This window comes from Bacillus sp. BS1807G30 (genome assembly GCF_040047675.1).
Classification (GTDB): Bacteria; Bacillota; Bacilli; order Bacillales; family Bacillaceae; genus Bacillus; species Bacillus altitudinis.
Genome location: NZ_CP157353.1, coordinates 3,289,025 through 3,302,323, shown reverse-complemented (window position 1 = coordinate 3,302,323; position 13,299 = coordinate 3,289,025). Strand labels below are relative to the sequence as shown.

The 13,299-nt window shown below is 38.6% G+C and carries 14 protein-coding genes; 7 read left to right on the top strand and 7 right to left on the bottom strand.

Features of this window, described 5'->3' with window-relative positions; translation table 11 throughout:
• The first annotated feature begins 254 nt into the window (after window positions 1-254).
• Together ABG082_RS17005 and ABG082_RS17000 are read left to right on the top strand one after the other, a co-directional pair.
• Entirely contained in the window at window positions 255-953 is a 699-nt protein-coding gene (locus tag ABG082_RS17005) for a VWA domain-containing protein (RefSeq protein WP_080934067.1), read from the top strand.
• A gap of 81 nt (window positions 954-1,034) precedes the next feature.
• Window positions 1,035-1,709 (top strand): VWA domain-containing protein, encoded by a 675-nt coding sequence (locus ABG082_RS17000; RefSeq protein ID WP_026050166.1) that lies wholly within the window; start codon window positions 1,035-1,037, stop codon window positions 1,707-1,709.
• A 51-nt stretch (window positions 1,710-1,760) separates the two neighbouring features.
• Here ABG082_RS17000 and ABG082_RS16995 read toward each other — a convergent pair whose 3' ends face one another.
• On the bottom strand, window positions 1,761-4,109 hold the full coding sequence (locus ABG082_RS16995; protein WP_019743252.1) for an FdhF/YdeP family oxidoreductase: 2,349 nt from the start codon (window positions 4,107-4,109) through the stop codon (window positions 1,761-1,763).
• Window positions 4,110-4,191: 82 nt separating this feature from the next.
• A complete protein-coding gene (locus ABG082_RS16990) occupies window positions 4,192-5,457 on the bottom strand; it encodes an OFA family MFS transporter (protein WP_008343374.1) in 1,266 nt (421 codons plus the stop codon).
• A 134-nt stretch (window positions 5,458-5,591) separates the two neighbouring features.
• On the opposite strand from ABG082_RS16990, the gene fdhD reads away from it, so the two are divergent.
• A complete protein-coding gene (gene fdhD / locus ABG082_RS16985; RefSeq protein ID WP_017368202.1) occupies window positions 5,592-6,380 on the top strand; it encodes a formate dehydrogenase accessory sulfurtransferase FdhD in 789 nt (262 codons plus the stop codon).
• Between the two features lie 10 nt (window positions 6,381-6,390).
• Window positions 6,391-7,398: a GTP 3',8-cyclase MoaA gene (moaA, locus tag ABG082_RS16980; protein WP_017360030.1), complete on the top strand. Its 1,008-nt coding sequence runs from the start codon at window positions 6,391-6,393 to the stop codon at window positions 7,396-7,398.
• 254 nt (window positions 7,399-7,652) lie between these two features.
• Here moaA and rpsN read toward each other — a convergent pair whose 3' ends face one another.
• The 4 genes from rpsN to ABG082_RS16960 form a co-directional block, all read right to left on the bottom strand.
• A complete protein-coding gene (rpsN, locus tag ABG082_RS16975; protein WP_008343369.1) occupies window positions 7,653-7,922 on the bottom strand; it encodes a 30S ribosomal protein S14 in 270 nt (89 codons plus the stop codon).
• A gap of 16 nt (window positions 7,923-7,938) precedes the next feature.
• Window positions 7,939-9,135: a GTP-binding protein gene (locus ABG082_RS16970; protein WP_008343361.1), complete on the bottom strand. Its 1,197-nt coding sequence runs from the start codon at window positions 9,133-9,135 to the stop codon at window positions 7,939-7,941.
• Between the two features lie 80 nt (window positions 9,136-9,215).
• Entirely contained in the window at window positions 9,216-9,365 is a 150-nt protein-coding gene (gene rpmG, locus ABG082_RS16965; protein WP_003214771.1) for a 50S ribosomal protein L33, read from the bottom strand.
• 140 nt (window positions 9,366-9,505) lie between these two features.
• Window positions 9,506-9,928, bottom strand: coding sequence for a DUF5362 family protein (locus ABG082_RS16960; protein ID WP_058213515.1), 423 nt, complete (start codon window positions 9,926-9,928; stop codon window positions 9,506-9,508).
• A 288-nt stretch (window positions 9,929-10,216) separates the two neighbouring features.
• On the opposite strand from ABG082_RS16960, the gene ABG082_RS16955 reads away from it, so the two are divergent.
• A complete protein-coding gene (locus ABG082_RS16955; RefSeq protein ID WP_072367358.1) occupies window positions 10,217-10,411 on the top strand; it encodes a hypothetical protein in 195 nt (64 codons plus the stop codon).
• Window positions 10,412-10,444: 33 nt separating this feature from the next.
• A complete protein-coding gene (locus ABG082_RS16950; RefSeq protein ID WP_076821255.1) occupies window positions 10,445-10,843 on the top strand; it encodes a hypothetical protein in 399 nt (132 codons plus the stop codon).
• A 48-nt stretch (window positions 10,844-10,891) separates the two neighbouring features.
• Here ABG082_RS16950 and ABG082_RS16945 read toward each other — a convergent pair whose 3' ends face one another.
• Window positions 10,892-11,401, bottom strand: coding sequence for a hypothetical protein (locus ABG082_RS16945; protein WP_058213516.1), 510 nt, complete (start codon window positions 11,399-11,401; stop codon window positions 10,892-10,894).
• Window positions 11,402-11,499: 98 nt separating this feature from the next.
• Here ABG082_RS16945 and ABG082_RS16940 point away from each other — a divergent pair, with 98 nt between their 5' ends.
• Window positions 11,500-13,299 carry an ABC transporter ATP-binding protein gene (locus tag ABG082_RS16940; RefSeq protein ID WP_058213517.1) on the top strand — a complete coding sequence of 600 codons (1,800 nt, stop codon included), beginning with the start codon at window positions 11,500-11,502 and terminating at the stop codon, window positions 13,297-13,299.

Genomic DNA, 13,299 nt, shown 5'->3' with positions numbered 1-13,299 from the left:
TGCGACTTAAGACGCACCTCAGGAAATCTTAAACATTTACATCCCGACAAGAACCGATGGCCGATACAAAGCCCCTCGAAAGAATGAGAAAACGAGGGTGACAAAAGAGTCTTTAGGTGAAAATATCTAGACATCTGACAGAATTTTAGTGATTTTGATGAAAGAGAAAAAGGGATCGAGTCCTATACCATTCCAAGACAGAATATTTTACGATTAAGATGTTTCAATCAAATACATAAGGAGGAAGGAAAAGCATGTTGAAAAAAGTATTTACACTCGTAACCTTAGCTGTATTGACATTATCAATGTCAATCTCTTCACCAGTATTTGCAGAAGCAGCATCAGCCAAAAAACATAAGAAAGATGTAAGAGTGACCATCTTACTTGATGCAAGTGGAAGTATGGCAAGAAAAGTGGATGGAGAGCGCAAATTCGATTTAGCAAAACAAGAGGTATTTAAATTTGCTCAGTCTCTTCCGAAAGATGCTAAAATCCGTATGAGTTTGTTTGGGTCTGAAGGAAACAACAAAAACTCAGGTAAAGCTCAATCATGTGAAGTCATTAGAGGCGTTTATGGCGTTCAGCCTTATGAAAAGGATAGTTTCGAAAACTCTCTAAACGGTCTTGGACCAAATGGCTGGACACCGATTGCACGTGCTCTTGAAAGTGCAAAGCAAGCAGATAAGCAGCTTCATAAAGGAACAAAACACATTGTGTACTTAATTACTGATGGTGAAGAAACTTGTGGTGGAGATCCAGTGAAAGTAGCGAAAGAGCTTCATAACTCAAAGGGATCTACTGTAGTCAATGTGATTGGATTAGACTTTAACGATGGCTATGAAGGTCAATTGATGCAAGTAGCTAAAGCTGGTAAAGGTCATTACTACCAAGCAAGCACTGGGAAAGAAATGGGTTCTATCCTTACAGCAGAATCATTAAAACTACACGAATAACTTGCTGAAGAAAAGGGAAACGATTGATTGATGCTTTCGTTTCTCTTTTTCTGTACAAATGAAAAAAAGGGAGATTTTTTAATGAAAAGAAATATTATATTAACCATTTTAGCGAGTCTTGTTCTGCTTCTTTCTTCACCAGCTCATGCTGTAACGAAAAAGGAGCCTGCTCACGTGGTGATTTTACTTGATTTAAGCGGAAGCATGGCACAATCAGTTGAAGGCGAAAAGAAAATTGATATCGCAAAACGCTCGATCCAAAGTTTCGCAAGTATTTTATCAGAAGATACACAAGTCTTGCTTCGTGTTTTTGGTCATGAAGGAACGAATAAAAATGCAGGAAAAGCCGTTTCTTGTGCAAGTTCCGAAGCAGTTTATGGATTTGGAACATATGAGCAAGCAGCCTTTCAACAAGCGCTGAATGTGTATGGTCCAACAGGCTGGACACCACTTGCCAAAGCATTAACTGATACGAAACAAGATTTTGAAGATCACCAAGCTGAAGGAAAAAATATTGTATATGTTGTCAGCGATGGTGAGGAAACATGTGGCGGAAGCCCATCACAAGCAGCGAAGCAATTACATGAAGAAGGTATTGACACAATCGTCAATATCATTGGCTTCGATGTAAATGAAAAAGAAGCAAAAAGTCTAAAATCTGTTGCCAAAGCTGGTGGTGGACAATATCAACCAGCAGCAAATGCAGAAGAATTAAATCATATTCTTCAAAAAGAAGCGAACTCTTTTGGTCAATAAGATGTGAATAGACAGCTGGGGAGAAACCCCCAGCTGTTTTTTCATAAAGGATCAATTTAAAGTCGTTTCTAATTCATCAATCCGTTTCTCCACGTAGTGCTGATCTTTTCTTGCATGAAAGGTTTCGGCTTTTTCTAATATCGCGGTGGTATTGTATTCTGGAATCTGGGAATAGCTTTCGTAAACTCCTTTTGGTATTAACACGTTTCCTTCAGGCCAATAAACTGCAATATTTCCACGTTTCAGCTCTCCGAATTGAGCAACTCCTTGGTAGGATCCATATTGATTGAAAAGGACAACAGGATCGCCTTCTTGGACGTAAAGCTCTTTCGCATCTTCTTCATTCATCAAGATAGAATGCCGCTTTCCGCCATTAAAGGCATCCTTTTCACTGTAAATCATAGAGTTGAATTGCTTGCCTCGTCTTGTCGTGATATTGAAATGCCCCTCAGTTTTTCGATATTGGGGCAGCTGTGCTGGGAGCAGGTGTCCTTTTCCATCCGGTGTTGGACACACCCCATCTTCGCAAAGCCATGCGCCACCCCATTGAAAGACATCCCCTTTATGACGCAAATGCTGGATCCCATCATAGTTCCGATTTGCGATGGCAATCTCACGACGAATGTCTTCAGCATGGTCAAAATGAATCAGCTTCGCATCTTCTGGACGAACCCTTTTTGCTAGGTCAATATAAATGTCCCATTCAGCTCTGGCTTCTTCAATGCGTGGCCCTTCAATTTCCGGACTGAAATACACCATGCGTTCCGTACTGGTTGATGTACCGCCGCCTGGCTGTTCATATCTTGTCATTGCAGGCAGAACAATCACAGTCTCTTCTGCTTCTACCAGTGTAGAGGTGTTCAAAATAATATCTTGATGGACACGGAGTTCAAGCTCGGATAGTGCTTTTTCAATCGCTTCAGGATTTGGCATTGTTTCTAAAAAGTTTCCACCGCTAGTAAACAGCATCTTCAGCTTTTGCGGGTGTTCTTTTGGAAGAGCCATTTTTTCAAATGATTGCCCAATCGTGTCACCATGCCATTTTGGAATATCAAATCCCCATATCTTCTCGATTCTTTTAATATTCTCTTCATCAAAATCACTGCCGGGCAATACGAATGGATCGGCACCCATTTCGCCTGAACCTTGGACACCGCTATGGCCACGAATAGGCATAACGCCACAATGTTTTCTGCCAATAAATCCGCGTAACATGGCAAGGTTTGCGACTTGTGATATATTATCAGTTGCAAAACGATGCTGAGTGAGACCCATACTCCAAATAAACACGCCTGAATTGGCATTGGCAAGCAGTACAGCGAATTCCTTCATTCTTTCTTTAGATAAGCCTGACGATGCTTCGAGATCCGCCCATTTTAACTGAGCGACATGCTGCTTTACATCTTTTATGCCGGTTGTATGCGCTTGGATAAATTCATGGTCAAGAGCGGAATGAGGCGCTTGCTCTTCCATTTCAAACCAATGTTTGATGACACCATTCATAAACGCAATATCGCCGCCTATATTGACTTGATAAAAATCATCCGCTATTTTTGTGCCGAATAAAGCACTTTCTGGGATAGAAGGGACCCAATATTTTTCCATTGCAGGCTCTTTATATGGATTGATGACAATGATCTTGGTTCCTTTCTTTTTAGCGGCGTACATATATTTAGTGGAAACCGGCTGGTTGTTTGCTGCAACAGAGCCCCAAAAAATCAATACATCTGTTCCAATCCAATCACTGTAATTACAGCTGGATGCACCTATACCAAGGGAGCGTTTAAGAGCGGTTTTGCTTGGTGAATGGCAAATACGAGAAGCATTATCGATATGATTTGTTCCAATATATCGCGCAGCTTTCGCCGCAGTATAGTACACTTCATTCGTAATCCCTCTAGCTGTTAAATAGAAAGCAAGCTGACGTTTATCAATCGATTTGATTTTAGCGGCGATTTGATCTAATGCACCATCCCAAGAAATGCGTGTAAAGGCATTCTCACCTTTTTTTCGAATCAGGGGATAAGGAATACGCCCAAGTTTTCGAAGAGACGTGCTATCCATTTGTTTGAGCCGCTCAATATCTTCGAACCATTTTGGATCAATAGCTGGCATTGTGTTAAGCCGTAGCACATTCAGTCTTGTTGTGCATATATGGGGTCCTGCTAGTGTTTGATCGTATAAACCTGATACACCAAGAGCACAGCCGTCACAAACGCCCTGAGTCAATATACGGTACGCATAGGGGAGGTTATCTTTGTTCTCCCATGCCACTTTCATTGTGTCTCGAATGTGTTTCGGTTTTACTTTTCCAAGCCCCATAGGAGCAAAAGAGGCCCATAGCTTTGGTGAGGGTTTTTTGTTGAGTTTAATAGGCCCCTTGTGTTTTGTTTTTCCCATGATATCGTCACCCTCCTATTACTTTGTAAAGCGTTTTCATATCTAAAAATTACCTGTAGATTGTCATTCTGTCAAATTCATATTAAGAGCGGACCGTGACAGAAGAAGGAGCAGTAAGGTTTGATTCACGAAGTTGTTTAATATCCTTCCGAATGAGAAGAGATATGATAAACGCAATGAAAAATAGGCCAGAGAAGACCATGAGACTTTGTGTGTAATTGCCTGTAATGTCACGAATAAAGGAGGAAAATAAAGGTCCTGCTAAACCAGCAGCGGCCCAAGCGGTGAGAATATAACCGTGTATGGCACCTAGCTGCTTCGTACCAAATAAATCTCCGATATAGGCTGGAATTGAAGCAAACCCTCCTCCATAGCATGTATAAATGATCGCCATCACGATTGAAAAGATGAGCGGATCTTTTAAGTAGGGAAGTAAGGGAAAAGCAATAAGCTGTATAGTAAAGAAAATCGTATACGTATTTGGCCTTCCAATATAATCAGAGAAAGACGCCCATCCGATCCGTCCTAGCCCATTAAAGGCACCTAAAATTCCAACAAGAGTAGCTGCTGCACCGGCCGTGAAACCAACACTTTCTTGAGCAAGCGGTGATGCTACAGAAATAATGGCAATTCCGCATGTGATATTAATAAAGAGCATGACCCACAAATAATAAAAACGCCGTGTTTTAATGGCTTCATTTGCTGTGAGCTGTGATAAATCTTGAGGAATTTTCCTTTGGCTTGTTTTTAGCACGTTAAATTGTTTGACATCATCAGGTGTTGGTGGTGATAAATAAAGAGATGAAACGACCATGATGATAAAATAAGAGATTCCGAGAATATAGAAGGTATTTGCAATATCAACTTTTTCAATGAGAAATTGAATAATGGGACTGCAAATCAGAGAAGCAAATCCAAAACCCATAATGGCTAAACCCGTTGCGAGTCCTCTTCGATCTGGAAACCATTTGACTAATGTTGAAACTGGTGCAATATAGCCTACACCTAATCCGATTCCAGCGAGTACACCATAAAATAAATAGAGGAGAGGTAATGAAGACATGTGAACAGCAAACCCTGATCCAGTCATCCCAATGCCGAAGAAAATAGCTGAGAAGAGCCCTGATGCCCTCGGCCCATACTTTTCAACGAAATGCCCCATAAAGGCAGCTGATAAACCTAAAAATAAAATAGCGATGCTAAATGTCAGGCTTATTTCTGTTAATGACCATTGAAAGGTTTGATGTAAAGGATTCGTAAAAACACTCCATGCATAAACAGATCCGATAGATAAATGAATCCCCACAGCACTTGTAGCGATAAGCCAACGGTTTTTTGTTTTGTTCATTGTGTTCCCTCCATATAAAGCAAACAAAAAGTTTGATAAGATAGAAATATGTTACATTTTTATGACTTTTTAAAATAATATCACAATTCGTCTGGTTCATATAACTAAATTTGTGTTGAAAGGAAGATCAGATCATGAATCCTTCTGTTAAAACGAAACGACGCATACACCAATATCGCAGAGGTCAAATGACATGTAAAACAGATGAAGTTGTAGAAGAATTCCCTTTAACCGTGCTGGTGAATGGTGAAGAGTTTGTCACACTCGTTTGTTCACCGGATCATTTGAAAGAATTGGTGATCGGTTTTTTAGCTTCAGAAGGAGTCATTCGATTTGAAAAAGAGATTAAAAGGTTTACAATAGATGAAAGTATGGGTTTTGCATATGTTGACTTACATCACTCAACTCAGTTCCAATCCTCAGATTTTACAAAACGAGTGATCGGATCTTGCTGTGGGAAAGGAAGACATTTTTATTTTCTCCAAGATGTGAAGACGGCAAAAACAGCCATTGACCGAATCAGTATTTCTGCTGAAACTTGTATTCATTTAATGAAATGTTTACAGGAGGAAAGTCAGTTATTTCAACATACTGGTGGTGTCCATAATGCTGGACTGTGTGATACAGAAAAGCTATTCATCACTAGAACGGATATAGGACGGCATAATGCGTTGGATAAAATCTATGGATATTGTTTACTTCATAAAATCCCACTGAGAGATAAAATCCTTGTATTTAGCGGCCGGATATCGTCTGAAGTTCTGTTGAAGGCAGCAAAATTAGGGGTATCAATCGTCATATCAAAATCAGCTCCTACTGAGTTAGCACTTAAAATGGCAGAAGAATTAAATATAACAACAGTTGGATTCGTAAGAGGAGAATCTTTTAATATCTATACTCATCATCAGCGTATTACAGAATAGGAGGCTAAGTATGGTCAGTATTTTGGATAAAAGACATCGACCATTGCGCGATTTAAGAATATCCGTAACAGATCGCTGTAATTTTAGATGTACGTACTGTATGCCTGCTGAAATCTTTGGACCAGATTATCCTTTTTTAGATAAAGAAGAGCTGCTTAGCTTTGAGGAAATTGAACGACTTGCTGCGCTTTTTGCAAAGGAATTAGGTGTGGTGAAATTACGTATTACGGGTGGTGAACCTTTAATGCGTAAAGATTTGCCCGTTTTGATAGAAAAACTCGCAAAAATTCCAGGTATTGAAGACATCGCGATGACAACCAATGGAACGCTGTTACCTTTGTACGCAGATAAGCTAAAGAAAGCAGGTCTGAATAGAGTCACCATTAGTTTAGATTCTTTAAATCCAGATCGTTTTAAGCAGATGAATGGAAGACACATTTCTATCCAAAAAGTATTTGATGGGATAGAGGCTGCAAAAAAAGCTGGACTTGCTATTAAGATCAATATGGTTGTCCAAAAAGGTGTGAATGATCAAGATATCTTACCAATGGCAGCCTATTTTAAAAAAGAAGGACACATTCTACGATTTATTGAATTCATGGATGTTGGCAATACGAACAAATGGAATCTCAAGCATGTATTGACGAAAAAAGAGATTATGGAGCTAATTCATTCAAAATACCCTATCAAACCAGAACCCCCTCGATATCAAGGTGAAGTAGCCAAGCGTTATTTTTATGAGGATGGGTCAGGAGAGATTGGCATTATTTCTTCCGTTTCAGATGCTTTTTGTGGATCGTGTAATAGAGCTAGACTATCTGCACGTGGCGAATTATTCACCTGTCTTTTTGCATCATCGGGTTTTGATCTGAGACGATTCATCCGTAATTCAGAAAATGATGAATATCTAGTGAACATATTGAAGGAACTTTGGTCAAACAGACAGGATCAATATTCAGCTGAGAGAGAGCAAAAGAAAGATCAGAAAAAAGTTGAGATGTCCTACATCGGCGGGTAATGACAACAAAGTATCATGATCATCGATTTTTGAAAAGAAGAGAAAATGCTATAATCACTGTTGAAAATCTTCTTTTAACATCAGGACAATCTTTCCTATAAGCTCATCCCCATAAAAAAACAGCAGAGATTCTGCTGTTTTTTTAAAATGCTATTTTGTACCTCAAAATTGACGGAGTAAGGATGAAAAAAAGATTTTTATTCATTTTGTCCTGCTTTACATTTACAGGAACTATGCTAAGATCAAATCAATCTTTACCAACTCGATTTTTTCACTCCTGGAATCTGTCCTTTATAGGCAAGCTCACGAAAAGCAATTCGAGACATTTTAAATTTTCTCAAGTAACCTCTAGGACGGCCAGTTAATTCACAGCGGTTTTTTAAGCGAGTGGGTGAAGAGTCTCTAGGTAGTTTCTGCAAAGCTTCATAGTCACCTTTTTCTTTTAGCTCTTTCCTTAATTGTGCATATTTCAAAACGAGCTGCTGCCGCTTTTTTTCTTTTGCTATTTTTGATTTCTTTGCCATTTAAAACCCTCCTGGTTTAAGTGTGTATGTTCCATTGAAAGGGGTCTTCAAACGTTGTCCAATCTTGATCAAATTCTTCAGGTGTGAGTAAGCATTGATCTAGTGTACGAATAATATCTGCTTTAGGTAAATCTACACCGATAAAGACAAGTTTTGTATGTCGATCACCAAACTCTGCATCCCACTCATCTAAAATTTCTGGTTCCTGATTTAAGATCCGTGATCGTTCTTGCTCAGGCAAGGCAGCAATCCAGTATGCGATTGGTTCAATTGCAACAGATTTTCCGGCTTGTGAAATTAAAATGGTTAAATCATGATGTGTCGCTAGCCATGTAAATCCTTTCGCTCGAACAATCTGCTCTGGCATTTGATCTAACCATGCATTCAGTCTGCCAGTATGAAAAGGAAGCCTTCTTTCATAAACAAAAGATGAGATTTGGTATTCTTCTGTTTCAGGCGTATGCTGAGAGTGTCCAGCATTAATTTCTTTGATCCAGCCCGCAGAAGCACTAGATTTTTCAAAATCGAATAAACCAGTATTCAAAATATCACTAGGCTGTACGTTACCTTTAGAGGTTCTAATAATGGCTGCTTCTGGTTGAAGTTTGGTTAACACGTGCTCAAGCCGATCTAGTTCTGATGCTGATACAAGATCACATTTATTGATAATGAGCACATCACAAAATTCAATTTGATCAATAAGTAAATCGGAAATCTCTCGTTCATCATCATCTGAAACTGCTTCTTTACGATCCAATAAACTTTCTCCTGACTGGAAATCTGTCCAGAAACGGTTTGCATCTACCACCGTTACCATCGTGTCTAATCTGCAAAAACGTGTCAAATCTATGCCCATTTCTTCATCAATGTAAGAGAAAGTTTGAGCGACAGGAATTGGTTCACTAATACCTGTAGATTCAATGACAATATAATCGATATTCCCAGCCTTACAAAGGCGTTCTACTTCAATTAATAAATCTTCTCTCAATGTGCAACAAATACAACCATTAGATAGTTCAACCAGTTTCTCATCTGATCGAGAGAGTTCTCCGCCTTGCTTAACTAATTCTGCATCAATATTTATTTCGCTCATGTCATTGACAATAACAGCTACTTTTAGCCCTTTACGATTCTGTAGAACATGATTTAATATCGTGGTTTTTCCAGCTCCTAAAAAGCCGCTTAGAACTGTGACAGGTATTCTCTTATCCATTTGGTTTAGTCCTTTTGAACATAATCATTTTGTATGCCGCCTCGCTTAAATAGTAATTGTTACGATTTGAATCCCAAAAATTATTTTGTTTCCCGATGAAGGGTGTATTTCTTTAATCGTGGAGAATATTTTTTTAACTCCAATCTGTCTGGGTTCGTTCGTTTATTTTTTGTAGTGATATAGTTTCTGTCACCTGTTTCTGTACAGGCTAAGGTGATTTTCACGCGCATAAGTGCTATAACCCTCCTTTATTCCGTAATGATTACGATTTGTATTTTAAAATGATAAAGGCTGATTGTCAAGTTTAGTATCAAGGCTATGCCAACTCAAATAAAAAAGGGGTATCGCATTTTATTGATACCCCTTTCTATTAATAAAAGTCACCAAGTTCTTCTTCGTAATAATCTTCGTACTGTTGGACATCGGTAGGAAGCTCTTGGAGAAAGGCTAGCCCACCTAGTATAAACATCAAAACGATAGCGATGAATGAGAGAATAACTGCGGCAATACTTGAAATGGCAAAAAGTGTCTGCATTTTCATCATCTTAGCATATTGTTCCAATAATTCTTCGTAAGAAGTATCAGACGCTTGAATCAATTGTTCAGCTGCTTTCACGGATTTTTGGACATGAATTCCCATCATAATCAGAAAAACGCCAATGGCAGCAGGAAGAACAAGCCAAAATCCACTGAGGATGGATAGACCACCTGAAATATAAAGAAAGATGCTCCCAACCTTTCCCCACTTTGTTATTGAATGAAGAGATTGAATGATTTTCTCAGTTTGTTGCAATTGTGTTCACTCCTTTATGTATTCACTCTATATCATACTTGAGCAAGTAGTACTTTAGGAAGAGTGAATTGACCTTATTTCTATCTTTTATTTACTTTTTATGGATAAATAAATTATTTTCGAATAAGAAAAAAGTAACAATTACTACAATTATAATCGAAAAATTTTGTCATAAATAAGAAAAGTAGTTTGAAGTAATTAGAAAATTTATCAAAATATGTTGTTAGTTGTCTATCAATTGGTTATTATTGTATTGTATTACCATAAAAATTGGAAGGTGGAATTCATATGTTAGATCGAATTTTAAACAAAATGACCAATGTTCAACCTGCAGCTGCTAGATGTATTTTGCAAAGATTGGTAACTTCTTGCCAATCAGCACCAACTTGTTTCCTTCAAGGTGTTGGAACTTTCCGTTACTATGTGGATCGTGACACAGGTGAGATTTGTACTAGCCAAGAACGCGTTAAATGTGGCTGCTAAATTTAAGTATCTTATTTATTAGGGTGTGAACGCATGAGCATAACTCCAATTTCATTAGTAACAAATGCTATGCAGACGTCAAATAAGCGTCAAGCTGGCCATACATCAAATTCTTTTTTGACCCAAGCAGCGCAAATTGTTCAAGGCGACCATTCTCCAGAAGAGAGAAAGGCGTTATTTCAACAACTGACTTTAGTTCAGCAAGGAAAAGATTTAGAGCTTCATGTTTCTAAATTAAAGGAACTAGAGAAAGAGGTTCAAAAAGAGGGGTCTTCTTCCGTTACTGTGAATCAGCACGGTGATCAAGTTGACATTTCAAATGAAGCTCGCAGTGAGTTTGAAAAAGCTGAGGAACAAACATCCGCTTCAAGCGAAGCTAATGAAATCGCTGCAGAGGAAAAAGGGAAGGATGTTCAGCCAAATTCACAGTAATAAAAAATGAGGCATGTGTTTGATGCTCTTCACATGCCTCATTTATCTTTAGTTTGCAGCTAGTCTTGAATAAAGACCGTCTGGAAAAGGTGCTGCATATGAGATGGTATCATTGTCTTCTACCATGATGTAGAACGGAAACTCCTGAATTTGGAATGCGTTTATCAATTGTTCGTCTACCAGAATAATTCGCAAGTTTGTTTCGTTATCACGATATAATTCTTGGTCCTTTTTTTGCCCGTTTTTCAACAAAATACTCAATGAAACGTTTAGTTTACGCTGCTTTTTTGTTTCTAGGAATTGTTCGAGTGATGGAATGCAGTGCGGACATGCTGTGTCAGTGAAGATCAGTAATTGTTGTGTACGATTTGTTTGCAGCAGATCATTCATGTGAATGGGTGATGGCTGTTCGAGAAGTGGATGCGCAAGTTTCTGCCCCACGTGTTCTATAGGTAAGATGATAAGCTGCATCTGTTGTTTTAAATAGATGATAATTCCAGCCGTTAATAGAAGACTGCAAATCATAAGAGCGAGCTGTATAAGAAAAATTGAATTCATCGTATATCGTCCTCTCAAAGTGAAGTTACGCAAAGCTATCATATTATAAATATCAAAAATATGTCAATTATACTAAATGGTGTAAGGTGGAGCATCTCATGAGTACAGTGAACCATTGTTTATATGCAATCTCCTATACTTGGAAAAAAAGTCGTTCTTATCTTCTTTTAACTTTGTTCATTCAAGTGATCGTTGGTTTTATGCCTTTGGCTAGTGTCTGGATTATTCAAACTTTGATTAATGAAATTATTTTATTTATGACGTCTTCAGGTGACATCCAAAAGGTTTTGTGGTTATTTGGACTGCAAATGGTCATTGTGATTTTAGGATATGGACTTCAATTCATTCTTCAGCTTAGTCAACAGAAAGCGACAAATCTGATTGGTCTGCATTTGAAAGGTGAATTGCTTCAAAAAGCGATAAGACTGCCGTTTATTACGTTTGAGCACCCGTCCTTTTACAATGAAAGTCAACGTGTGATGAACAGTCATCAGCATGTTCTCAGTATGGTGAGAAGTATTTTTACAATGATGAGCGCGTTGATTACTGTTGTATCACTTCTTATTTATATGATCGGTATTCATTGGGGCTTAGCGGTCATATTGTTCTTGTTTACCTTGCCTGTATTATGGATTGAACTTTTCTTTGGAGGCGCACGTTATCGATTAAATCGTTTGTTAACGGCTAATGATCGAAGAGAAATGTATGTATCTGATCTCGTCGCACAGCGAGATTCTTTAAAGGAAGTTCGTTTATATGGAATAGGGAATTATCTTCTTCAAAAGTGGAGAGGTCACTACATTAAAAGTGCAGATGAAAAATATAATTTGCTGAAACGCCAAGTGCGCTGGGAGATGGCAGGCGGGTTGCTCATGACATTGGCCTATGTGTGCTGTGGTTTATTGATTGTCTTTCTTATTTTTCAAAAAAAATTAGCTGCGGGTACGTTTGTTGCAGTGCTACAAGCTGTACAAAACATTCAAAGTGGGTTTCAAGATTTAACGAGGGAATGTTCTAGTTTATATGAAACGAGCCTATATGTTGATGAAATGAGAGCTTTTCAAAAGAGAGAAGAGGAAATGCATGAACAGACGGAAGAGGCAGCGTCGCTTCAGGGAATTGAGCATATCCAGTCCATTACATTAGACAATCTCTCTTTTACTTATCCGAATATGAAAAAACCAGCGATTGAGCATATTCATTTTCATATGAATAAAGGTGAACGAATTGCATTAGTAGGAGATAATGGGTCCGGTAAAACCACTTTAATCAAATGTTTAACCGGCTTATACGATCCAGATCAACAGAATATGCACAAAGTCAATGGAGAGGATATTTCCACCATCCATAAAAAGACCTATCATGCGAGAATGGCTGTTCTTTTTCAAGATTTTATGAAGTACGAGTTCACTGTGAGAGAAAACATAGGGTTTGGCCGTATTGATGATATAGAAGAGGAAGAGCGGTTGATTTCAGCCGCCCGTCAAGCAGGTATAGAGAAAAGAATTAATGAAATGGAAGACACATATGATGCGCAGCTAGGTCGCTTTTTTGAAGAGGGACATGAATTGTCTGGCGGACAATGGCAAAAGCTTGCGATGGCGAGAACCTTCTTTAGAGAAAGTGATTTTATTATTTTAGATGAACCGACCTCTGCTCTCGATCCATTGTCGGAGATCTCACTCATTCGAAAGTTGTTCGATCATACGCAGGATCAAGGTGTTTTGTTTATTACACATCGTATGGGAGCGGCCCGCTTAGCAGACCGTATCATCGTCATGAAAGATGGTGCTTTCATTGAAGAGGGCAACCATGATGAACTGATGGCATTACACGGAGAATACAGAAGGCTATACGAGGCACAATCTCAACTATTTCAACAAAAGGAGATGGTGTAA

Coding starts and splice junctions, on each gene's coding strand:
- ABG082_RS17005 (WP_080934067.1), top strand. CDS start 255: ATGTTGAAAAAAGTATTTACACTCGTAACCTTAGCTGTATTGACATTA.
- ABG082_RS17000 (WP_026050166.1), top strand. CDS start 1,035: ATGAAAAGAAATATTATATTAACCATTTTAGCGAGTCTTGTTCTGCTT.
- ABG082_RS16995 (WP_019743252.1), bottom strand. CDS start 4,109: ATGGGAAAAACAAAACACAAGGGGCCTATTAAACTCAACAAAAAACCC.
- ABG082_RS16990 (WP_008343374.1), bottom strand. CDS start 5,457: ATGAACAAAACAAAAAACCGTTGGCTTATCGCTACAAGTGCTGTGGGG.
- fdhD (WP_017368202.1), top strand. CDS start 5,592: ATGAATCCTTCTGTTAAAACGAAACGACGCATACACCAATATCGCAGA.
- moaA (WP_017360030.1), top strand. CDS start 6,391: ATGGTCAGTATTTTGGATAAAAGACATCGACCATTGCGCGATTTAAGA.
- rpsN (WP_008343369.1), bottom strand. CDS start 7,922: ATGGCAAAGAAATCAAAAATAGCAAAAGAAAAAAAGCGGCAGCAGCTC.
- ABG082_RS16970 (WP_008343361.1), bottom strand. CDS start 9,135: ATGGATAAGAGAATACCTGTCACAGTTCTAAGCGGCTTTTTAGGAGCT.
- rpmG (WP_003214771.1), bottom strand. CDS start 9,365: ATGCGCGTGAAAATCACCTTAGCCTGTACAGAAACAGGTGACAGAAAC.
- ABG082_RS16955 (WP_072367358.1), top strand. CDS start 10,217: ATGTTAGATCGAATTTTAAACAAAATGACCAATGTTCAACCTGCAGCT.
- ABG082_RS16950 (WP_076821255.1), top strand. CDS start 10,445: ATGAGCATAACTCCAATTTCATTAGTAACAAATGCTATGCAGACGTCA.
- ABG082_RS16945 (WP_058213516.1), bottom strand. CDS start 11,401: ATGAATTCAATTTTTCTTATACAGCTCGCTCTTATGATTTGCAGTCTT.
- ABG082_RS16940 (WP_058213517.1), top strand. CDS start 11,500: ATGAGTACAGTGAACCATTGTTTATATGCAATCTCCTATACTTGGAAA.